The 18,570-nt window shown below is 71.4% G+C and carries 20 protein-coding genes and 1 tRNA gene; 11 read left to right on the top strand and 10 right to left on the bottom strand.

What is annotated here, in order from left to right; all coding sequences use genetic code 11:
• The first annotated feature begins 24 nt into the window (after positions 1–24).
• From nuoL to nuoN, 3 genes are read left to right on the top strand one after another with little or no spacing between them, the layout of a single operon-like run.
• Entirely contained in the window at positions 25–2,031 is a 2,007-nt protein-coding gene (nuoL, locus tag G6R20_RS01295; RefSeq protein ID WP_163375686.1) for an NADH-quinone oxidoreductase subunit L, read from the top strand.
• The gene (locus G6R20_RS01290; protein ID WP_163375364.1) at positions 2,028–3,602 is read left to right on the top strand and encodes an NADH-quinone oxidoreductase subunit M; all 1,575 of its coding nucleotides are present in this window, start codon (positions 2,028–2,030) and stop codon (positions 3,600–3,602) included. The genes nuoL and G6R20_RS01290 overlap by 4 nt, the downstream gene beginning before the upstream one ends.
• The gene (gene nuoN, locus G6R20_RS01285; RefSeq protein WP_163375363.1) at positions 3,599–5,215 is read left to right on the top strand and encodes an NADH-quinone oxidoreductase subunit NuoN; all 1,617 of its coding nucleotides are present in this window, start codon (positions 3,599–3,601) and stop codon (positions 5,213–5,215) included. Before G6R20_RS01290 ends, nuoN begins: the two co-directional genes overlap by 4 nt.
• A gap of 184 nt (positions 5,216–5,399) precedes the next feature.
• On the opposite strand, the gene G6R20_RS01280 is transcribed toward nuoN, so the two are convergent.
• Positions 5,400–5,756, bottom strand: a complete 357-nt coding sequence (locus G6R20_RS01280) for a 4a-hydroxytetrahydrobiopterin dehydratase (protein WP_163375362.1) — start codon at positions 5,754–5,756, stop codon at positions 5,400–5,402.
• A gap of 162 nt (positions 5,757–5,918) precedes the next feature.
• Between G6R20_RS01280 and gluQRS the strand changes: the two genes are divergently transcribed.
• The 3 genes from gluQRS to G6R20_RS01265 all read left to right on the top strand — a co-directional run bounded on the left by gluQRS (position 5,919) and on the right by G6R20_RS01265 (position 8,237).
• Positions 5,919–6,842 (top strand): tRNA glutamyl-Q(34) synthetase GluQRS, encoded by a 924-nt coding sequence (gene gluQRS / locus G6R20_RS01275; protein WP_163375361.1) that lies wholly within the window; start codon positions 5,919–5,921, stop codon positions 6,840–6,842.
• A 304-nt stretch (positions 6,843–7,146) separates the two neighbouring features.
• A complete protein-coding gene (locus G6R20_RS01270) occupies positions 7,147–7,872 on the top strand; it encodes a queuosine precursor transporter (RefSeq protein ID WP_163375685.1) in 726 nt (241 codons plus the stop codon).
• Positions 7,869–8,237, top strand: a complete 369-nt coding sequence (locus tag G6R20_RS01265; RefSeq protein ID WP_163375360.1) for a CHY zinc finger protein — start codon at positions 7,869–7,871, stop codon at positions 8,235–8,237. The genes G6R20_RS01270 and G6R20_RS01265 overlap by 4 nt, the downstream gene beginning before the upstream one ends.
• On the opposite strand, the gene G6R20_RS01260 is transcribed toward G6R20_RS01265, so the two are convergent.
• The gene (locus G6R20_RS01260) at positions 8,222–8,911 is read right to left on the bottom strand and encodes a hypothetical protein (protein ID WP_163375359.1); all 690 of its coding nucleotides are present in this window, start codon (positions 8,909–8,911) and stop codon (positions 8,222–8,224) included. The genes G6R20_RS01265 and G6R20_RS01260 overlap by 16 nt on opposite strands.
• Positions 8,912–9,033: 122 nt before the next feature.
• Between G6R20_RS01260 and G6R20_RS01255 the strand changes: the two genes are divergently transcribed.
• Positions 9,034–9,729: an SIMPL domain-containing protein gene (locus G6R20_RS01255; RefSeq protein WP_163375358.1), complete on the top strand. Its 696-nt coding sequence runs from the start codon at positions 9,034–9,036 to the stop codon at positions 9,727–9,729.
• Between the two features lie 63 nt (positions 9,730–9,792).
• On the opposite strand, the gene tgt is transcribed toward G6R20_RS01255, so the two are convergent.
• On the bottom strand, positions 9,793–11,076 hold the full coding sequence (gene tgt / locus G6R20_RS01250) for a tRNA guanosine(34) transglycosylase Tgt (protein ID WP_163375357.1): 1,284 nt from the start codon (positions 11,074–11,076) through the stop codon (positions 9,793–9,795).
• A gap of 136 nt (positions 11,077–11,212) precedes the next feature.
• On the opposite strand from tgt, the gene G6R20_RS01245 reads away from it, so the two are divergent.
• Entirely contained in the window at positions 11,213–11,818 is a 606-nt protein-coding gene (locus G6R20_RS01245) for a TetR/AcrR family transcriptional regulator (protein WP_163375356.1), read from the top strand.
• 299 nt (positions 11,819–12,117) lie between these two features.
• Here the strand turns inward: G6R20_RS01245 and G6R20_RS01240 are convergent.
• The 4 genes from G6R20_RS01240 to G6R20_RS01225 all read right to left on the bottom strand — a co-directional run bounded on the left by G6R20_RS01240 (position 12,118) and on the right by G6R20_RS01225 (position 13,666).
• Positions 12,118–12,208, bottom strand: a tRNA-Ser gene (locus G6R20_RS01240).
• A 74-nt stretch (positions 12,209–12,282) separates the two neighbouring features.
• Entirely contained in the window at positions 12,283–12,486 is a 204-nt protein-coding gene (locus G6R20_RS01235) for a CsbD family protein (protein WP_163375355.1), read from the bottom strand.
• 143 nt (positions 12,487–12,629) lie between these two features.
• Entirely contained in the window at positions 12,630–13,067 is a 438-nt protein-coding gene (locus tag G6R20_RS01230; RefSeq protein WP_083249541.1) for a nucleoside deaminase, read from the bottom strand.
• Between the two features lie 71 nt (positions 13,068–13,138).
• Positions 13,139–13,666 carry a tRNA adenosine deaminase-associated protein gene (locus G6R20_RS01225; RefSeq protein ID WP_069388832.1) on the bottom strand — a complete coding sequence of 176 codons (528 nt, stop codon included), beginning with the start codon at positions 13,664–13,666 and terminating at the stop codon, positions 13,139–13,141.
• Between the two features lie 36 nt (positions 13,667–13,702).
• Between G6R20_RS01225 and G6R20_RS01220 the strand changes: the two genes are divergently transcribed.
• Positions 13,703–14,665: a prephenate dehydrogenase gene (locus tag G6R20_RS01220; protein ID WP_163375353.1), complete on the top strand. Its 963-nt coding sequence runs from the start codon at positions 13,703–13,705 to the stop codon at positions 14,663–14,665.
• A 61-nt stretch (positions 14,666–14,726) separates the two neighbouring features.
• Here the strand turns inward: G6R20_RS01220 and G6R20_RS01215 are convergent, their stop codons facing one another.
• The 3 genes from G6R20_RS01215 to G6R20_RS18435 form a co-directional block, all read right to left on the bottom strand.
• On the bottom strand, positions 14,727–15,338 hold the full coding sequence (locus tag G6R20_RS01215; protein ID WP_240341221.1) for a putative glycolipid-binding domain-containing protein: 612 nt from the start codon (positions 15,336–15,338) through the stop codon (positions 14,727–14,729).
• Positions 15,339–15,497: 159 nt separating this feature from the next.
• Complete coding sequence (locus G6R20_RS01210) at positions 15,498–16,910, bottom strand: cytochrome P450 (RefSeq protein WP_205475694.1); 1,413 nt, start codon at positions 16,908–16,910, stop codon at positions 15,498–15,500.
• Positions 16,911–16,914: 4 nt separating this feature from the next.
• Complete coding sequence (locus tag G6R20_RS18435) at positions 16,915–17,061, bottom strand: hypothetical protein (RefSeq protein WP_205475693.1); 147 nt, start codon at positions 17,059–17,061, stop codon at positions 16,915–16,917.
• Between G6R20_RS18435 and G6R20_RS01205 the strand changes: the two genes are divergently transcribed.
• Positions 17,060–17,689 (top strand): hypothetical protein, encoded by a 630-nt coding sequence (locus G6R20_RS01205; protein WP_163375351.1) that lies wholly within the window; start codon positions 17,060–17,062, stop codon positions 17,687–17,689. The genes G6R20_RS18435 and G6R20_RS01205 overlap by 2 nt on opposite strands.
• Positions 17,690–17,781: 92 nt before the next feature.
• A complete protein-coding gene (locus G6R20_RS01200) occupies positions 17,782–18,504 on the top strand; it encodes a VIT family protein (RefSeq protein WP_163375349.1) in 723 nt (240 codons plus the stop codon).
• Positions 18,505–18,570: the final 66 nt, after the last annotated feature.

Here is an 18,570-nt window from a genome sequence, read left to right as displayed (position 1 = left end):
GGGACGACGATGACGACGACCGTGATGACGACGACGACAACGACCGCAGCCGCCCTCGCCCCCGCCGTCGCCGGGCCCGCGCTCTGGCTCATCCCCGCACTGCCGCTGTTCGGCGCGGCGGTCCTGCTGCTGCTCGGTCGCCGCGCGGACAGGTGGGGCCACCTGCTCGGGTGCGCGACCGCGCTGGGCTCGTTCGCCGTGGCGGTGTGGCAACTCGTCGCCATGACCGGCCGCGACGCCGCCGACCGCGCCGCGGGGCAGACCCTGTTCGAGTGGGTCTCGGTCGGGGAGTTCGAGCTGGACTTCGGCCTGCGTCTGGACGAGCTGTCCATGGTGTTCGTCCTGCTCGTCACCGGCGTCGGGCTGCTCATCCACGTGTACTCGATCGGCTACATGGCGGCCGACCCGGCGCGACGCAAGTTCTTCGCCTACCTCAACCTGTTCCTCGCGGCGATGCTGCTACTGGTGCTGGCCGACAACTTCCTCGGCCTCTACCTGGGCTGGGAGGGTGTCGGTCTGGTCTCCTACCTGCTCATCGGGTTCTGGCAGTACAAGCCGTCCGCCGCCACCGCGGCGAAGAAGGCTTTCGTCGTCAACCGCGTCGGCGACATCGGTCTGGGTGTGGCGCTGATGGTCATGGTCACCCAGCTGGGCACGCTGTCCTACGAGGGCGTGTTCTCGGCGATCGGCAGCGGGGCGGCGGGCGGCGAGGGGGCGGTAGCCGACGGCGGGGCGGTGAGCTCGGGGCTGGTCACCGCGCTCGGGCTGCTGTTGCTGCTGGGCGCGTGCGCCAAGTCCGCCCAGGTGCCGCTGCAGTCCTGGCTCGGCGACGCGATGGAGGGCCCCACCCCGGTGTCGGCCCTCATCCACGCCGCGACCATGGTCACCGCGGGCGTCTACCTCATCACCCGGTCCAACCCGATCTACGACGCCACCCCGACCGCGCGCGCCGCCGTGATCGCGGTCGGCGCCGTGACGCTGCTGTTCGGTGCGATCGTCGGTTGTGCCAAGGACGACATCAAGAAGGTCCTCGCCGCCTCCACCATGAGCCAGGTCGGCTACATGGTCATGGCCGCCGGCTTCGGACCCGCCGGATACGCGCTGGCGATCATGCACCTGCTCACCCACGGTTTCTTCAAGGCCGGACTGTTCCTCGGCGCCGGCTCGGTGATGCACGGGATGAACGACGAGGTCGACATGCGACGCTACGGCGCCCTACGCGCGGTCATGCCGGTCACCTTTGTCACCTTCGGACTCGGCTACCTGGCCATCATCGGCGTCCCACCGTTCGCCGGCTTCTACTCCAAAGAGGGCATCATCTCCGCGGCGTTCGACGTGGGCAGCGGGTCGGCTGCGGGTGCGGGCGCGTTCGGCTCAGGATCGGCGGTCGGCTACCTCCTGGGGGCGGTGGCCCTGCTCGGCGCGGGCCTGACCGCCTTCTACATGACCCGTGTGATGATCCTGACCTTCTTCGGGCCCGGGCGCTGGGCCGACGACGCCCACCCCCACGAGTCGCCGGCGATCATGACGGCGCCGATGATCGCGATCGCCGTGGGCTCGGTGCTCTCGGGTCTGCTGCTGTCGCTCGGCGGGCGGCTGCAGGACTGGCTGGCACCGGTCGTCGGCGAGCACCATCCGGAGCACGTCCTACCGGTGTGGTTGGTCACCGCCGCATCCCTGGTCGTGGTGGCCGTCGGCATCGCCCTCGCCGTGCACCGCTACACCCGTAGTGAGGTCCCGACCACCGCCCCCGCCGGCTCCGCGCTCACGCGGGCCGCGCGCCGCGACCTGTATGCCGACGACCTCAACGAGGCGGTGTTCATGCGACCCGGCCAGGCCCTGGTCGCGGGCACCGAAGTGATAGACCGGCGGGTCGTGGCCGGGACGGCGACAGGCGTCGGCACCACCCTCGGGGAACTGTCCGCCCGGACGAGGCTCCTGCAGTCCGGGCTCACCCGCTCCTACGCGCTGTACATGCTGATCGGCGCCGTTCTGGTGATCGCCGCGATGTTGGGGGGTGGCGTGCTGTGACCGGCCCCGGACTGCTCACCGCGCTGTGGCTCACGCCCCTGGTCGGCGCACTCGTCGTCGTCCTCCTCCCCGCGAGCGCGCGCCGCGCGGCGAGGCCCCTCGCCCTGGTCACGTCACTGGTCGTCCTGGGGGTGGCCGTCGCGCTGGCTGTCGGGTTCGAGCCGGGCGGCGACACCCACCAGTTCGTCGAGTCGCGGCCGTGGATCCCTGCGTTCGGCGCGACGTACACACTCGGGATCGACGGCGTGGCGCTCGTGCTGGTGCTGCTCACCGCCGCACTCATGCCGTTGCTGCTGCTCGCCGGGTGGCGTGACACCGACGGGCCCGGCGGCGACCGCCCCGCCCCGAACGGTCGGCGGACGCAGGCGTACCCCGCGTTGATGCTCGCCACGCAGGGGCTCGCGCTGGTGGCCTTCACGAGCCTGGACGTGCTGCTGTTCTACGTGGCGTTCGAGGCCATGCTCATCCCGCTGTACTTTCTCATCGGGGGATTCGGAACAGGCGCGTTCGGGGACAGCGGTGCGGACCGGGCGCGGGCGGCCGTGCGGTTCCTCCTCTACAACCTGCTCGGCGGGCTCGTCATGCTGGCCGCGGTGCTCGGGCTCTACATGTACACAGACCGGGCCGGACTCGGGCCCGACGGCCGCGGCACCTTCGACTACCGCCTCATCACCGACGCTGTCGCCGACGGTCGACTGCAGATCCCGCCCGGCGCAATGCTGCTGCTGTTCGCCGGGTTCACGCTGGCCTTCGCGATCAAGGCCCCGCTGTGGCCGTTCCACACGTGGCTGCCCGGCGCCGCCGTCGCCGCGACGCCCGCCTCCGCGGTGCTCATGATGGCCGTGGTGGACAAGGTCGGCACCTTCGCGATGCTGCGCTACAGCCTGCCGCTGTTCCCCGAGGCCGCGGCGACCGCGGCGCCCGTGATGGTGACGCTCGCGGTGATCAGCATCGTCTACGGCGGCATCATGGCCATCGCCCAGACCGACCTCCTGCGCCTCATCGCGTACGCGTCGATCTCCCACTTCGGGTTCATCGTCCTGGGCGTGTTCGCCGCGACCGAGCAGTCGGCGGCCGGGTCCACGCTGTACATGGTCAACCACGGCATCGCCACGGCCGCGCTGTTCCTCGTGGCCGGGTTCCTCGTCCGGCGGCACCGGATCCGCGAGATCGGCTACTACGGCGGGGTGCAGCAGGCCGCGCCCGTGCTCGCCGGGGTGTTCCTCATCGCCGGGCTCGCGACGCTGTCACTGCCCGGGCTGGCCCCGTTCATCAGCGAGTTCCTGGTGTTCGTCGGCACGTTCGAGGTCTACCCCGTCGCCGCCGTACTGGCGACGGCGACGTTCGTCCTGGCGGCCGTCTACATCCTGTGGACCTACCAGCGGGTGATGGGCGGGCCCCTCGCGCCGGGGTTGCGGTCCACGCCCGACCTCACGACCCGCGAGCGCGTGGTGCTGGCCCCGCTGGTCGTGGCGCTGATCGTGCTGGGCTTCTACCCGCAGCCGGCGCTCGACGTGATCGACCCGGCGGTCGCCGAGACCGTCGCCCACGTGGAAGGTGCCACCCGATGACCCCGGACATCGCCTACTCCTCGCTCCTGCCGCTGCTCGTGGTGCTCGGGACGGCGATCGTCTCGGTGCTCGTCGAGGCGTTCGCCCCCGCCCGACACCGCTACGCCGCGCAGCTGGTGCTGTACCTCGGCGGGCTCGTCGCGGCGCTGGTGACGGTGGTCCTGCTCGCCGGGACGCGGCTGGTGACGGCTGGCGGCGCCGTGGCCGTGGACGGGCCGGCGCTGTTCCTGCAGGGGGCGACGGTCCTCGTGGCGATCGGGGCGGGGGTGCTCATCGGGGAACGCTCCCGGGTGGGCGCGGCGGCCGGGGCCTCGTCGGGTTCGGTGGGCGCGTCGGCCGCGGCCCGTCGCCCGGTGCTCGCGGGTTTCGCCCCGCAGGCCGCCCTGTCCCCGGGCGGCGATGCCGAACGCGAGGCCGAGCGCACGGGCGTCTCCCAGACCGAGGTCTTCCCGCTCGCACTGTTCGCCACGGGCGGGCTCATGTTGTTCCCCGCGGCCAACGACCTCATCACCCTGTTCATCGCGCTAGAGGTGCTGTCCCTGCCGCTGTATGTGATGTGTGGCATGGCCCGCCGGCGGCGGCTCCTCTCCCAGGAGGCCGCGGTGAAGTACTTCCTGCTGGGGTCCTTCTCCTCGGCGATCTTCGCCTACGGCGCCGCGCTGATCTACGGGTACGCCGGAACCGTCGAATTCGGCGGCATCGCAGCAGTGGTCGCCGCCGAGGGCGGCAGCTCGCTGGCGCTGATCGGCGTGGCGATGATGTCGGTGGGCCTGCTGTTCAAGGTCGGGGCCGTGCCGTTCCACACCTGGACCCCTGACGTCTACCAGGGCGCGCCCACCTCGATCACGGCGTTCATGGCCGCCGGGACCAAACTCGCCGCGTTCGGTGCGATCCTGCGGTTCTTCCACACCGCCGTCCCCCGCCTCGAGGACGACTGGGCGCCCGTGCTCTGGGTGATCGCGGCGCTGACGATGATCGTCGGCACGGTCGCCGGTGTCACGCAGAACGACGTCAAACGGCTGCTGGCCTACTCCTCCGTCGCGCACGCCGGATTCCTGCTCACCGGAGTGCTCGGGCCTCCGGCGGCCGGGACCTCCGCCGTGCTGTTCTACCTCGCGGCGTACGCGGTGAGCACCGTCGGCGTGTTCGCGGTGGCCGGGCTGGTCCGCGCGCCCGACGGCGCTGAGATCACCGACCTGCAGGCCTGGGCCGGGCTCGGCCGACGCCAACCGCTCGTGGCGGGGGCGTTCGCACTGCTGCTTCTCGCACTCGCGGGCATCCCGCTGACCAGCGGGTTCATCGCCAAGTTCGCGGTGTTCTCCGCAGCCGTTGCCGGCGGCGCGGTGAGCCTCGTGGTGATCGGCGTGCTCACGAGCGCGATCGCGGCCTCGTTCTACGTCCGCGTGATCGTGGTGATGTTCTTCCGCGATGCGGGCGAGGTGGACTCCGGAAACGAGCGTTACGGCTCTGCAGGCGCCGGCGAGGTGGCGTTCGCGCGCAGGCCCGTCACGTACGCGGTCGTCGGCGTCGCGGTCGTGGTGACGATCCTGCTGGGGATCGTGCCGCAGCCACTGCTCGACCTGGCCACCGCGGCGGCCGCGTTCGCGGGGTAGGAGTTCGCGGAGAGGAGGCCGAGTTGGCGGAGTTCGCGGGGTAAACAGCCATCCGGCCGTCAGTAGCCGCGTCGACAAGAGTCTTTCACCCGTATCGGTCGAGTAGCAGTGCACGAAACACTCTTCTCGACGACTGCCGCCCGCCGCCTGCCGCCCGCCGCGCCCCCGGAGCCCGCCGCGCCCCCTACTCCCCCAGGCCCAGCGGGGTGGCGTCGAACTCCCCGGACAACGCGGAGACCGACCGAGCCAGTCGGAGGTCGCGCTGGGTCACCCCGTCGACGTCGTGGCTGCGGAGATCGAGGGTGACCTCGTCGTAACTCCACAGCAGGTCGGGGTGGTGGTCCTGCGAGTTCGCGGCCTGCCCGATCGCGGTGACCAGGTTGATCGCGGCCTGCGGGGTCTCGCACACGGCCGTGTAGGTCAGCGACCCCTCCGAGAAGGCCCAGCCGGGCAGATCGGCGAGGCCTTCGGCGATCTGCTCCTCGGTCAGGCGGGTGTTGTCGTCGGCGGCGGGGCGGGCGTTGTCGGCGTCTGCGCTCATGCCGTCCAGTCTGGCACCTCCCGCCGCACCCGGCACTCCCGCCGGGGCGCGGGAACTCATCGCCGCGCCCGCTGCTTCCCGCCGGGGCGCGGGAAATCTCCGCCGCGCCCGGCGCTTCCCGCCGCGTCGGCCCTTCCTGGTGGCGCGGCCTACCCTGTGGGAGTGAAATCCCCCGCCAGCTCCCTGCCCCCCGGCGCCGGCCGGTACGCACCCAGCCCGTCGGGCGACCTGCACCTGGGCAATCTGCGCACGGCGGTGGCGGCGTGGGTGCTGGCCCGCGATTCGCGCCGGGCGTTCCGGATGCGCGTCGACGATCTCGACGCCGCCCGAGCGCGCCCCGGCGTGGCCGAGCGTCAGCTGGCGGACCTGGCGGCGATCGGCCTCGACTGGGACGGCGAGATCATGTGGGAGTCCGAGCGGTCGCACGCCTACGCCGCGGCGGCGAACCAGCTGTCCGACCAGGGCCTGGTCTACGAGTGCTACTGCTCGCGCCGCGAGATCGCCGAGGCCCCGCGCGCGCCGCACTCCCCGCCCGGGTCGTACCCCGGCACGTGCCGTGACCTGTCGGAGGCGGAGCGGGAGCGTCGCCGGGAGGCGCTCGGCCCGGGGCGGGTGCCGGCGCTGCGACTGCGCGCAACGGTCGACGAGCTGACGATCACCGACGGCGTCCACGGGCCGTACACCGGCGTCGTCGACGACGTGGTGCTGCGCCGCGGGGACGGCGTGTGGGCGTACAACCTCGCCGTCGTCGTCGATGATGCCGAGCAGGGCGTCGACCAGGTCGTGCGCGGCGAGGACCTGCTCTCCTCCACTCCCCGCCAGGCCCACCTGGCCGACCTGCTGGGCCTGCCGCACCCGGAGTACGTGCACGTGCCGCTTGCGGTCAACGCCGCCGGTGAGCGTCTGGCCAAGCGGAACGGCGCGGTGACCCTGGCCGATCTGGCGCAGGAGGGGACGACGACGAGGGCCGCGGTCGCCCGTATCGTGGCCTCACTCGGTGGGCCGGAGGGCGCGGACTCGATCGAGGCGCTGCGGGGGGTGGTCACCGCCGAGTCCTTGCGGGCCGGCCCCTGGGTGGTGGCCTGATCGGCCGACGCGCGCCCAGCCCGGCCCGACCGCCTCATCGAAAAGAGCGTTCCGCGCAGGCCCACTCGCACAACGCGTGCGGAAGCGACTTGTCGATCAACGGTGACGCGGCGCGACGCGACCTACTCGGCAGGCAGGGATTCGGCATCGCGGCGGGCGGCGCGGATAATCGTCGTTCGTGACCACTTCATCGCAGAATTCCGACCAACTGGGGACTGGGCGGCCGGACGGGAACACTCCCGAGCCGGCGCCCAGTACCCCTTCCACCGCGTCCGCCGCCTCCGCTGGTCTCCCCGGCCGCGCCGTGTTCGCCACCGTCGCCAGCCCGTACTACGGCTATCTCATCGCCCTGTTCGTCGGCGTGATGCTCATCAGCAACGTCACCGGAACTAAGGGCGTCCTCCTCTTCCCCGACCTGAGCTTCGAACTCTGGTTCCTCTCGATGGACGGGCTCGTCACCGACGGCGCCTTCCTGCTCTTCCCGCTGGCCTACGTGCTCGGCGACGTGATCAGTGAGGTGTACGGCTTCAAGGCGATGCGCCGCGTCGTGCTCTCCGGTTTCGCCGTGCTGGCGCTGGCCGCGTTGAGCTTCAGCCTGACCGTGCAGTTGCCGCCGGCCGACTTCTACGAGAACCAGGACGCGTTCGAGGCCGTCGCGGGGGTCATCCCGCAATTCTTCCTCGCCGGCCTGGCCGGGTACGTCGTCGGCGAGTTGCTCAACTCCTACGTCCTGGTGTGGATGAAGCGCCGCACCGGTGAGCGGAGCCTGTGGGCGCGGCTCCTGGGGTCGACCGTGGTGGGCCAGCTCGCCGACACGCTGGTGTTCTGCACGATCGCGGCTCCGGCGCTGGGCATGGTGCTCGGCTCGGGCGACTACTGGAACTACGTCGTCATCGGCTTCGTCTGGAAGACCCTCGTCGAGGCGGTCCTGCTGCCGGTGACCTACGTGGTGATCGCGTGGATCAAGAAGCGCGAGCCCAGCTATCAGGCCGCCCTGTCGGGTTCCGCCCTGTCACACTCGGCGGTATGACCTCCGCTGACCGGGACGCAGACGACGGTCGCGACGCCGCTCGACCCGCCGCGGTAATGGTGCTCGGCGAGACGGTCGACGACCAGACCAGGTGCATCCACTACCACGGCCCGTTGGACGTCATCGCGATCCGCTTCCACTGTTGCGGCGAGTTCTATCCCTGTTTCCGCTGCCACGCCGACGCCACCGACCATGCGCTGTCGGTGTGGCCGCGGGACGAGTTCGACACCGATGCCCTGCTCTGCGGCGCATGTTGGAGCACGCTGACCATCGCCGAGTACCAGACCGTCGACGCCTGCCCGGCCTGCGGCACGGCGTTCAACCCGGGCTGCTCGCTGCACTACCCGCTCTACTTCGAGTCATAGGTCGAGTTCAACGGCGCGCGAAACTCCTCGACCATGCGTGCTGCCAGGACCAGGTGAGCCCGGATCACGCCCGCGAGTTCGTTCTCGATGCGTTCTCGGGGCAGGTCCCGAGCTCTGGCCCCCTCCGGCAACCTGTCAGCCACCCGTTGTAACCCGTCGTTGTGGACCCCGCCGCGTCGCTGTCTCCACGGGTCGGAGAGCACGTCGAGGATCGATGCCCGGAGCGTCGCGAATGCCACTGGGTCCGCCCCGTACGCGGCGCTGTAGATCCCAGTCGCCACCGGGACCCGGGGCTCCTCCTCCTCTAGTTCGGCGATCAGTTCGTCGTCTTCGTCGAAGTACGCCGCCTCGTACAGATCCTTCTCCTCCTCGAACTCTTCTACACCTTGCTCGAGCACCCCGGAGAGAATCTGGTCGGCGGCCACCAGCTGTGGCCACCTAACCATGAGCTCGTCGAACTCCAGATCCGCCATTCTGCTGATCAGTCGCCGAACCGCGGCGTCATCCCCGGCCAGCGCCTTTCGTAGCGCCTTCTCCGCGAGGTTGAACGCGGCGGTCTGCCACGTCTCACTCTTTTCTGAGCTATCGCGTACCGGACTATGCAGGAGGACGCCCAACGGCGAGCGCCTCTCGAGGTCGTCGTGGGGGTGATCGTTTCTGGTCTGGTTCGTCATGCGCGCAGCGTCGCACGCAGCACCGACACCTACGAGTCGCCTGGTCGTGCGGAGCTCATCAGCTGGTCGACCAAGACCGACGTGTAGGCCCGCCTATGTCGGTTCCTGCGTCATAGTGACGTATGGCCTCACCCCGCGTACCCGCCGCACTCGCACTCCTCACCGCCGCACTGCTCCTGGCGGGTTGCTCGGGTCAGAGTGAGGATCCGCCGGTCATCAGCACGCAGGGAACCGGCATCGTCACCGGTTCTCCCGATACCGTCACCATCGTGCTCGGCGTCGAGACCCGGGCATCTGACGCCAGCACAGCGCTGACCGACAACGCGGAACGCGCCCGATCCCTTATCGAGACCATCAAGGCCCAGGGCGTCGAAGAGGAGGACATCGCCACCAAGAACCTGTCGGTGCAGCCCAATTTCCTGCCCAGCGGCAGCATCGACGGATACATCGTCACGAACCAGGTGACGGCGACCTTGCGCGACGTCGACAGGAGTGGCGATCTCATCGATGCAGCGGCGGGCGCCGCCGGCGACGCGAGCCGGGTTCAGCAGTTGACGTTCTCCATTGACGACGACAGCGACCTCAGGGCCCAGGCCCGGGCGCAGGCGGTCACTCGAGCTGAAGAACAGGCCCAACAGATCGCCGAGGCGGCCGGGGCGGAGTTGGGGGCGGTGCAGTCGATCACCGAGGTACCGGAGACCGAAGCGACTCCGTTTCCGGTCTCGAGGTCGTTGGCAGACGGCGCAGCTTCGACGCCGATCGAGGCCGGTAGCCAGGACCTCACTGTGTCCGTCTCCGTGACCTACGAGATCAACTAGCTGATCCCGCCGACGGATACGGGCGGCCGGGCGCCCTGGCCGCGCGGCCAGGGCGGCCAGGGATCAACGTCCCGAGTAGTACCGCCCCAGGAACTGCTCCTTGTAGGCCACGTACTCGTCGGGCCCGGCCGCCATCGCCGCGCGCACCTCGTCGACCAGCCGCACCACAAAGGCCAGGTTGTGCACGGTGAGCAGGGTGGAGCCGAGGAACTCCTTGGCCTTGAAAAGGTGATGCAGGTAGGCGCGGCTGTACTCGCGCGACACCTCGGACGGGCCCTCGGCGTCGAGCGGGGTGTGGTCGTGGCGGAACTGGGCGCGGGTGATGTTGACCCGCCCGTCCAGGGTGTAGATCCCGCCGTGGCGGGCCAGCCTGGTGGGCGCCACGCAGTCGAAGGTGTCGGCGCCGTTCTCCACGGCGGTGAAGATGTCGTCGGGCTCGCTGATGCCCAACAGGTGTCGCGGACGGTCGTCGGGCAGTTCCTCGGTGCACCAGCCGACGATCGTTCCGAGGTTCTCCTTCTCCAGCGCGCCGCCGATCCCGTAGCCGCCGAACCCGCGCCGCCCCTCGGCCTCGGCGCGCTCGCTCATCTCCACGAGCCCGCGCACGGCCTGCCGCCGCAAATCCTCGAACTGTGCACCCTGGATCACGCCCCACAGTGACTGCCCCGGCCGGTGCCCCCGCTCCAGCGACAGCCGCTCGTGCTCGTCGAGGCAGCGCTGCGCCCACCGCCGCGTCCGCTCCACCGAACTCTCCTGGTACTTCCGCGTGTTCATCAGCGTGGTGAGCTCGTCGAACGCGAACAGGATGTCGGCGCCGAGCGAGTGCTGGATGCGCATGGCCACCTCGGGCGAGAAGCGGTGCCGGGACCCGTCGAGGTGCGAGGTGAAGGTGACGCCGTCCTCGTCGACCTTCGCGAGCCGGCCCTGCCCCTTGTTGGTGGCCGCGTCGTCCGGTTTGGCGGCCGCGCCCGCGGACATCTCGATGACCTTCTTGAACCCCACCCCCAGGCTCATCACCTGGAAGCCGCCCGAGTCGGTGTAGGTGGGCCCGGACCAGCGCATGAACTCCCCCAGCCCGCCGGCGGCGTCGACGATCTCGTGGCCTGGCTGCAGATAGAGGTGGTAGGCGTTCGCCAGCACCGCCTGGGCGCCGGTGGAGCGAACCTGCTCGGGGGTCAGCGTCTTGACGGTGGCCTTGGTGCCGACGGGGATGAACGCCGGGGTGGCGATGTCACCGTGCGGCGTGTGGATGACACCCGTCCGCCCACCGGCCGTCCCGTCGAGGACCATCCGCTCGCCCACGTCGAAGGTGGTCGCGCGGGTGGTGGGCGTGGCGTTGTCCGGCATCACTCCATCGTGGCATGGCGGTCGCGGATTGCGGACGTGACCCTAAGATGGGGAGGTACGTCGGCATGGGGGGCGTAGTCGTCGGCGTCGGAGGGCGCGACGTGCGCGCCCGAGAGTACGACGACGAGGTGGGGCGATGACCACATCAGGTGGCCGTAGGCTCTCCAAGCACGAGCGCCGTTCACAGCTGATCGTGTTGGGGATCCGTTTGCTTGAGACCGTGCCTTTCCATGCCCTGTCGCTGGACGACGTCGCCGAGCGGGCCGGGGTGTCCCGCAGCCTGCTCTTCCATTACTTCCCCACCAAGCTGGATTACCTCACGGCGGTCGTGCGTGCAGCGGCCGACCACGTGCTGTCGCTGACCGAGATCCCGGTGGGCGCGCACGCCGAGGACAGCACGCGCGCGATCATCACGGCGTTGGTGCGCTACATCCAGCGGCGGCGGGACAACTACGTGGCGGTCCTGCGTTCGGGCCGCGCGGTGGATCCGGTGCTGGAGAAGGTCGTCGACGGCATGCACCGCACGATCAGTCTGCGAATCCTCGACAGCCTCGGGGTGCACGACCCGGACCCCCTGGCACTCGCTCTCACGCGGGCGTGGCTGGCCGGCACCGAGGAGTTGGCGTTGCTGGGCGAGGAGTCGGGCCTGCCGCAGGCCACGGTGATCGACGCGTCACTGTCGACCCTGAGCTCGGTCGTGACGCTGCCGGACTTCGCCGAGGGCACCTCCGGTCACCCCTGAGAGCGGGGCTTGCCTGCGCCCGCTCCTGCCCCACACACAGCCGCCCGCCAGCATGGCGTCTCGCACCTGCCCCACACACAGCCGCCCGTCGCCATGGCGTCTCGCACCTGCCCCACACACAGCCGCCCGTCGCCATGGCGTCTCGCACCCACCGCGGGGCAGGCGAGACGCCATCGTCAGGGGCGGCTGGCGCGGGGGCGGCTGCCGAGGGGGCGGCCAGGCGCGGGAACGGCTGCCACGGGCGAGGGGGCGGAATGACGAGAGCCCCGGACCTCTCTCGAGATCCGGGGCTCTCCCCGTGGCGGTGGCGGTGGGATTTGAACCCACGGTTGGGGGTTACCCAACACAGCATTTCGAGTGCTGCACCTTCGGCCGCTCGGACACGCCACCGCCGATTAGGCTACTTCACGCATGGCCCCAGACGAAAATCGCCAGGCCAGAGGCGAGGAGTCAGCTGCTGCAACTCACTTGTCGTTGCCGGTGAGCTTGCTCGCGGCCTCGTTGGCCTTGTCCTTGAGCTTCTCGGCGCCCTGCTTGACGTTGGCTGAACCCTGGTCCGCCTGGCCCTCGGCCTGCAGGTCACGGTCTCCCGTCGCGGCGCCGGCCGACTCCTTGGCGCGGCCGCCCAGCTCCTCGGCCTTGTTCGAGAACTTGTCTCCCACTCCCATGTGGTGCTCCTCTCGATCGCGGCGCCGGGGTCCGGCACCTCTCACGACCCACCGTACGGAGATGCCGGACCGGCCTCCACCGCGAGCGGGTCACGATCGGGTCACCGACGGGCGCCCCGCCGCGGACCCCGGCACAGCCGCCGTCATCGACGAGCGCGGAAGAAACCCTCCAGGACGGCCGCACACTCGTCCTCGAGCACACCACCCCGCACCTCTGGACGGTGGACCAGACGTCGGTCGCGGACGACGTCCCACAGCGACCCGCACGCCCCGGTGCGCGGCTCCCAGGCGCCGAAGACGATGCGGCCGACCCGGGCCGCGACCGCCGCCCCCGCGCACATCGTGCAGGGCTCCAGGGTCACCACGAGAGTGCAGTCCTCCAGCCGCCAGCCGTCACCCAGGACCCGCGCTGCCTCGCGGAGCGCGATCACCTCGGCGTGCGCGAACGGGTCACCGTCGGCCTCCCGCCGATTGGTGGCGGCGGCCAACTCCCGACCGTCGGGGCCCAGCACCAGCGCGCCGACGGGCACGTCCTCGGCCGGGGTACCGCCCGCCACGGTCAGGGCGCGCCTCACCAGCATCTCGTCGGCCACCCGCGCGGAGCCCCGGTGTTCGGGGTGCGCCGATCCGGGATGCGCCGGACCTGCCGGGCTCACGAGTCGGGCTGGTGCCGCTCGAACTCGTCGCCGAAGCCCATCCGCTCGGCCACCGACTGCAGCTGTTCGTCGGCGTACAGGTCGGTCTCGGAGACGATGATCTCCAACACCCCGGCGGGCAGGCCCATGTCGTCGAGGATCGCCATGTCGCCCTCGCCCCACGGGTCGGTCTGCTCGAGCTCCTCGTCGGTCATGTCGGGCACGTCCACGTTGAGCTCGTCGAGCACATCCGCGGCGAGGTCGTAGTCCAGCGACGCGGTCGCGTCCGAGAGCATGAGTCGCATCCCGGACGGGCCCGGGCGCAGGATCACGAAGAACTCGTGGTCCACGTCGACCAACCCGAACGACGGCCCCTCCGCGCGCAGCGACCGGACCTGCCGGGCCGCGTCGTCGAGACTGGTGAGGGCGGCGTCGTCCAGACGGGTGACCTGCCAGGAACCGCCGTCCTGGACCACCCCGAGTGCGATGCCGGTGACCGAGTCGTCGTCGGAGTCGCGGGAGAGTCGGTCGGAGCTGCTGGGCATGGGCTCAACCGTAGTCTGCTGTGAGAACCTTGTCAGGTGACGGTGACGGCGGACGTGTGCGTGCTCGGGGTCGGCCTGATCGGCGGCTCACTCCTGCGGGCCCTCGGCCCCGATAGGACCTTCGGCTGGAACCGCTCCCCCGCCGGCGCCGAGGCGGCCACCGCCGCCGGTTTCGACGTCACCACGGATCTGCCCACCACACTCCGCCGGGCTGCGGAGTCGGATGCCCTCGTCGTCGTCGGCGTCCCCCTCCCCGCCCTCGAGTCGGTCCTGGGCGCGGTGGCCGAGCACGCACCCACCGTCGCCCTCACCGACGTGATCAGCGTCAAGGGCCCCGTGCTGGAGGCGGTACGACGTCACGGACTGGGGGCGCGGTTCGTCGGCGGGCACCCCATGGCCGGCACCGCCCACTCCGGCTGGGACGCAGGCGACCCCGACCTGTTCCGCGGTGCCACGTGGCTCATCGCGGCCGACGACGACGCCGATCCCGACACCTGGGGACGGGTGGCGCGGCTCGCGCTGGACAGCGGCGCACGGGTGGTCGCGGCGACCTCCGCCGACCACGACGCGGCCGTCGCCCGGATCTCCCACCTGGGGCACGTGCTGGCCGAGGCGCTCGCGCTGGCGGGCGGCCGGGGCGGGGACCTCGCGCTCTCGTTGGCGGCGGGGTCGTTCCGCGACGGCACGCGCGTCGCCGGGACCGCGCCCGATCTGGTGCGCGCGATCTGCGAACCCAACCGGGACGCGCTGCTGGACGTGCTGGACGAGTGCCTCGCCGACCTCGGGGCCGCGCGGGCGGCGCTGGCCGAGCGGGGAACGCTGGGGCCGCTCGTCGACGACGGCCACCGCGCGCGGCGCTCCTACGAGGACGCGCAGGCCGATCGCACCGGCGGGGATCGCCGACCGGCGGAGGTCACGCCGGGGGCGGCCGGGTGGCTCGAGGCGCTCCGCGAGGCGGGCGCCGCGGGCAGGGAGGTCCGGCTCGCCGACAGGCTCTAGAGGCCCGGCGGCAGGCCGTTCAGGCCCTTCGGCTGGCCGTTCAGGCTCTTCGGCTGGCCGTTCAGGCCCTTCGGCTGAGCCCCGGCACGTCGATGATCACGCCGTCGGCGTCGACCGTCGCGCTGGTCGACGCGGTGGCGGTGATGCCGTGGACCTGCTCGTCGTCGCTGGAGAGGGTGACCGTGTCCTCGGTGACGTCGAGAGTCAGGGAATCCACCGACAACACCCGCACGTCCTCGGAACCCGGCTGTGCGTGCAGACCCAGGCGACGGATCATGACGCTGGCGAAGAAGACGCTGTAGGTAATGTCCACGTCCACAACGCCGTCGCCGCCCACGCGGGAGCGGGTGCCGGAGGAGTCCTCGAGCAGCCAGGCCCCCTCGTCGTCGCAGACCAGGTCGATCGTGCGCTCGTACTCCTCCGTGGTGAGGGTCAGCCACACCCGGCGCAGGGTCGTGTCGGCGCCGAGTTGAGCCTCGTACTCCACGGTGAAGGCGGGGTTGTCCGCGCCGGCGGCGGCGACGATCCGACCGCGGGCGCGGGTGGAATCACCCTTGGGGACGACCCTGACCTGCTCGATCAGTCTGCCGTTCTCGGATATCCACGTGTACATACGGGTGACCGAGGCGCGGTGCGCTTCGGCCTGCGGCGAGGACGTCTCAGAAGCGTTCACAGCCTCCACGGTAGGAAAATCCCCACCAAAACGCACATCTGAGTCCCGTTAACCTCCTGCCCACCACCCGTCACACAGGCGGATCCGGCCCCCGGGCGGCCCTGAGGAGGAACTGAGGGCCCACGGAGCGCTGCGGGCCCGCAGGCCCGCAGGACGGGCTCAGCGCCGCCGCAGGTCCACCCGCGCGCGGCGCCACGGGTACAGGGTGACGTTGCGGGACCGCGGCCACTCGCGACCGCTGCCCACCGGCTCCAGGCGGTACCGCTCCAGCAACTGGCGCAGGATGACCTGGCCCTCCATCATCGCGAACGACGCCCCGATGCAGCGGCGTGCGCCCCCGCCGAAGGGCAGCCACTCGGTCGGCGTGGGCACCTCGCCGAGGAACCTCCCCGGGTCGAAGTCACGGGGTCCGGCGTAGGTGGCCGCGGAGCGGTGGGCCAGGACGATCGACGGCGAGATCGTCACTCCCCGCGGGTAGGTCCGCCCGCCGACGGTGGCCGGCTCCTGCAGCTCCCGCATCACCATCGGCACCACCGGATGCAACCGCAGGACCTCCTTGAGCACGGCGTCGAGGTACTCCGACCCGCCCTCGGCGATCTCGGCCACACACCGGTCCTGGACGTCCGGGTGGCGGGCCAGTTCCAGCATCGACCACGCCATCGCGGTGGCCGTGGTCTCGTGCCCGGCCGCCACGAGGGTCATGAGCTGATCGCGCAGCTCCTGGTCCGACAGTCCCTGCGCGTCGGCCGCCGAGGCGCGGACCAGCAGCGCCAGGAGGTCCCGCCGCTCGGACAGGGCCGGGTCCAGGCGGGCCGCGGAGATCTCCTCACCGAGGAACTCGTGGATGGTCTCCAGGTCCCGCACCTCCCGGCTCCACGGCCACCGCCGGCGCAGCGCGGGGATCCCCAGGCCGATCATCACCACCGGGCCGGCATCGACCGCCCGGGCGACGATCGGCCGCATCCGGTCCAGGCGCGCCGAGTCCGTCACCCCGAAGACCACCCGCAGGATCACCTCGAGCGTCAGCTGGTTGAGCAGCACGTGGGCGCGGACGCGGCCCGACCGCGGCCAGTGGTCCAGCTGTTCGCGGGTGACATCCTCGACGAGCGTGCGGTAGCCGTCGATCTCGCGCCGCCCGAACGCCGGCGCCAGCAGCCGCCGGGCGCGCGCGTGCTCGTCACCGTCCTGGAGGAGCAGCGAGTGCTCGCCGAGGAGGGGGCGGAGCAGGTCGTTGCCCTTGCCGGCGTGGAAGACCGACGGCGAGCCGGCGAACACGTCCTTGATCTGCTCGGGCTCGGACACCGCGACGACCTTGCGCCCGGCGGGCATCAGATCGAGCGTGAACGGCACCCCGTAGCGCCGGGCCGCCGCCGGGAAGACGACGGCGGGAGCCGACAGGGCGAGCACCGCCTGCAGGATCCGCGGGAGCCGGGGGCCGGGCGGGAGCCCGTCCCGCCCGATCCCAGCCTGCGTGGTCGGGCCGGGGCCCGCGTGACCGTGAGCCGGGCCGGGGCCCGCGTGACCGTGTGCCGGGCCGGGGCCCGCGTGACCGTGTGTCGCCTCGCTGCGCATGCGCTCACCGTACGAGTCGGCACGCCCCCGCCGCAGCGGGATCGGTGATGCCCGGCGCCCGCCCGCGCACCCCTGCGTCACCCGCGGGTGGCCGGACGTTCACCGGTATCGCCACCTCGTCGTCGTCGATCCGGTCTAGCGTGGACCACATGGCCGTGCTCCCCGTGGACCTGGACTCGACGCCCGACGACATCGCCTCCCTCCTCGCCGTGGACGCCGCCGTCCGCGCGGCGGTGGGCCTCGACCACCACGCACCCGCCACCGGCGCCCTGCACTGGTCGGCGGACGAGGGGATCTGGATGGCGTTGCTGCGACCGGGGCCCGGGCGCGCACTCCTCGCCGGCTGGCACCACGAGTTCTCGCTCACCGAGGGCAGCGGCACCGCCGGCGAGGCGGGCACCGACCTGGTGGGCGACGCCCCCGGGTGGTGGCGCCGCGGCGTCGAACACGCCCGCACCCACGACGCGTGCCTGGGCTTCCTGTACGGGTGGGACGGGTCACGGTGGTGGCGACTGGACCAACCCGCCGACGACGGCTTCGACCCCGAACTGTTCCCGGTGACGCGGGCCGCCCTGCGCGACATCGTCGACGAGCTGGCCGACGACACCCTGCTCGACGCCCCCGACCCCGATGCCGTGGAGGCACTGCTCACCGCCGGGTCCGCCCTCACCGCCGTCGAGCTCGGCGCGGTGCTCCACGCCCCCGACGGCTGGCCCGAGGTCGACCTCGACGCCGGCGCCCGGGCCGCCCGCGAGTTCCGCTCCGCGGTCCCCGCCTGAGCCGGCGGACCGTCCAGCGCTGTAGAAAAAACGCTGGTAAGGATAGCCTTTCGAGGCTTGTCGGCGACTCCGGGGAGTCCTACCGTAGGGGCATGAGCGTCCCCGGTCCGGCACCACACAGCACGGTGGAACCCCACGATTCATCGGTCGGCAGCAAACTCAACTGGCTGCGTGCCGCGGTCCTGGGTGCCAATGACGGACTGCTCTCGACCGCGGGCCTCGTCCTGGGCGTCGCCGCCGCCACCACGGATCGCCCGGCGATCCTCGTCGCCGGCATGGCGGGGCTGGTCGCGGGCGCGAGCTCGATGGCCATCGGCGAGTACGTGTCCGTGAGCACGCAACGCGACACCGAGAAGGCGCTCATCGAGAAGGAGACCCGCGAGCTCGAGGAGGCACCCGAAGCGGAGTTCGACGAGCTCGTGGGCCTGTACACGGCCAAGGGGCTCAGCGAGGAGACCGCCCGGCGGGTGGCGGAGGAGCTGCACGCCGACGATCCCCTGGCGGCCCACCTCGATGCGGAACTGGGCATCGACGCCGAGTCGTTGACCAACCCGGTCAGCGCCTCGATCTCGTCCGCGATCTCCTTCGCGCTCGGTGCCGTCATCCCCCTGCTCGCCGTCCTCGCCCCGGCCACGCTGAGGGTTCCGTTGATCGGCGTCCTCACGGTGGTGGGGTTGATCCTCGCCGGGTACGTCTCCGCCCGACTCGGGGACGCGGATCCCCGCCCGGCCGTGCGCCGGCTCGTGATCGGGGGCGTCGCGGCCATGACGGTGACCTACGGGATCGGCCTGCTGCTCGGGACCAGTGTGGCCTGAGCCGTGGGGCGCCTCCGCTGTTCGGGCCCGGGACGCGGGGGGATCGCCTGCATCGGAGGCGCGGAC

Origin of the sequence: Dietzia sp. Alg238-R159, assembly GCF_900537145.1 — a bacterium.
In the GTDB taxonomy this organism is placed as follows: domain Bacteria; phylum Actinomycetota; class Actinomycetes; order Mycobacteriales; family Mycobacteriaceae; genus Dietzia; species Dietzia kunjamensis.
Note: the sequence above shows the minus strand (reverse complement) of the source record. Positions and strands in the feature narration are given on the sequence as shown.

Coding starts and splice junctions, on each gene's coding strand:
- nuoL (WP_163375686.1), top strand. CDS start 25: ATGACGACGACGACAACGACCGCAGCCGCCCTCGCCCCCGCCGTCGCC.
- G6R20_RS01245 (WP_163375356.1), top strand. CDS start 11,213: ATGACCACATCAGGTGGCCGTAGGCTCTCCAAGCACGAGCGCCGTTCA.
- G6R20_RS18435 (WP_205475693.1), bottom strand. CDS start 17,061: ATGTGGTCCACGCTAGACCGGATCGACGACGACGAGGTGGCGATACCG.
- nuoN (WP_163375363.1), top strand. CDS start 3,599: ATGACCCCGGACATCGCCTACTCCTCGCTCCTGCCGCTGCTCGTGGTG.
- G6R20_RS01230 (WP_083249541.1), bottom strand. CDS start 13,067: ATGCTGGTGAGGCGCGCCCTGACCGTGGCGGGCGGTACCCCGGCCGAG.
- G6R20_RS01205 (WP_163375351.1), top strand. CDS start 17,060: ATGGCCGTGCTCCCCGTGGACCTGGACTCGACGCCCGACGACATCGCC.
- G6R20_RS01225 (WP_069388832.1), bottom strand. CDS start 13,666: ATGCCCAGCAGCTCCGACCGACTCTCCCGCGACTCCGACGACGACTCG.
- G6R20_RS01280 (WP_163375362.1), bottom strand. CDS start 5,756: ATGAGCGCAGACGCCGACAACGCCCGCCCCGCCGCCGACGACAACACC.
- G6R20_RS01235 (WP_163375355.1), bottom strand. CDS start 12,486: ATGGGAGTGGGAGACAAGTTCTCGAACAAGGCCGAGGAGCTGGGCGGC.
- G6R20_RS01210 (WP_205475694.1), bottom strand. CDS start 16,910: ATGCGCAGCGAGGCGACACACGGTCACGCGGGCCCCGGCCCGGCACAC.
- G6R20_RS01265 (WP_163375360.1), top strand. CDS start 7,869: ATGACCTCCGCTGACCGGGACGCAGACGACGGTCGCGACGCCGCTCGA.
- G6R20_RS01200 (WP_163375349.1), top strand. CDS start 17,782: ATGAGCGTCCCCGGTCCGGCACCACACAGCACGGTGGAACCCCACGAT.
- tgt (WP_163375357.1), bottom strand. CDS start 11,076: ATGCCGGACAACGCCACGCCCACCACCCGCGCGACCACCTTCGACGTG.
- G6R20_RS01255 (WP_163375358.1), top strand. CDS start 9,034: ATGGCCTCACCCCGCGTACCCGCCGCACTCGCACTCCTCACCGCCGCA.
- G6R20_RS01260 (WP_163375359.1), bottom strand. CDS start 8,911: ATGACGAACCAGACCAGAAACGATCACCCCCACGACGACCTCGAGAGG.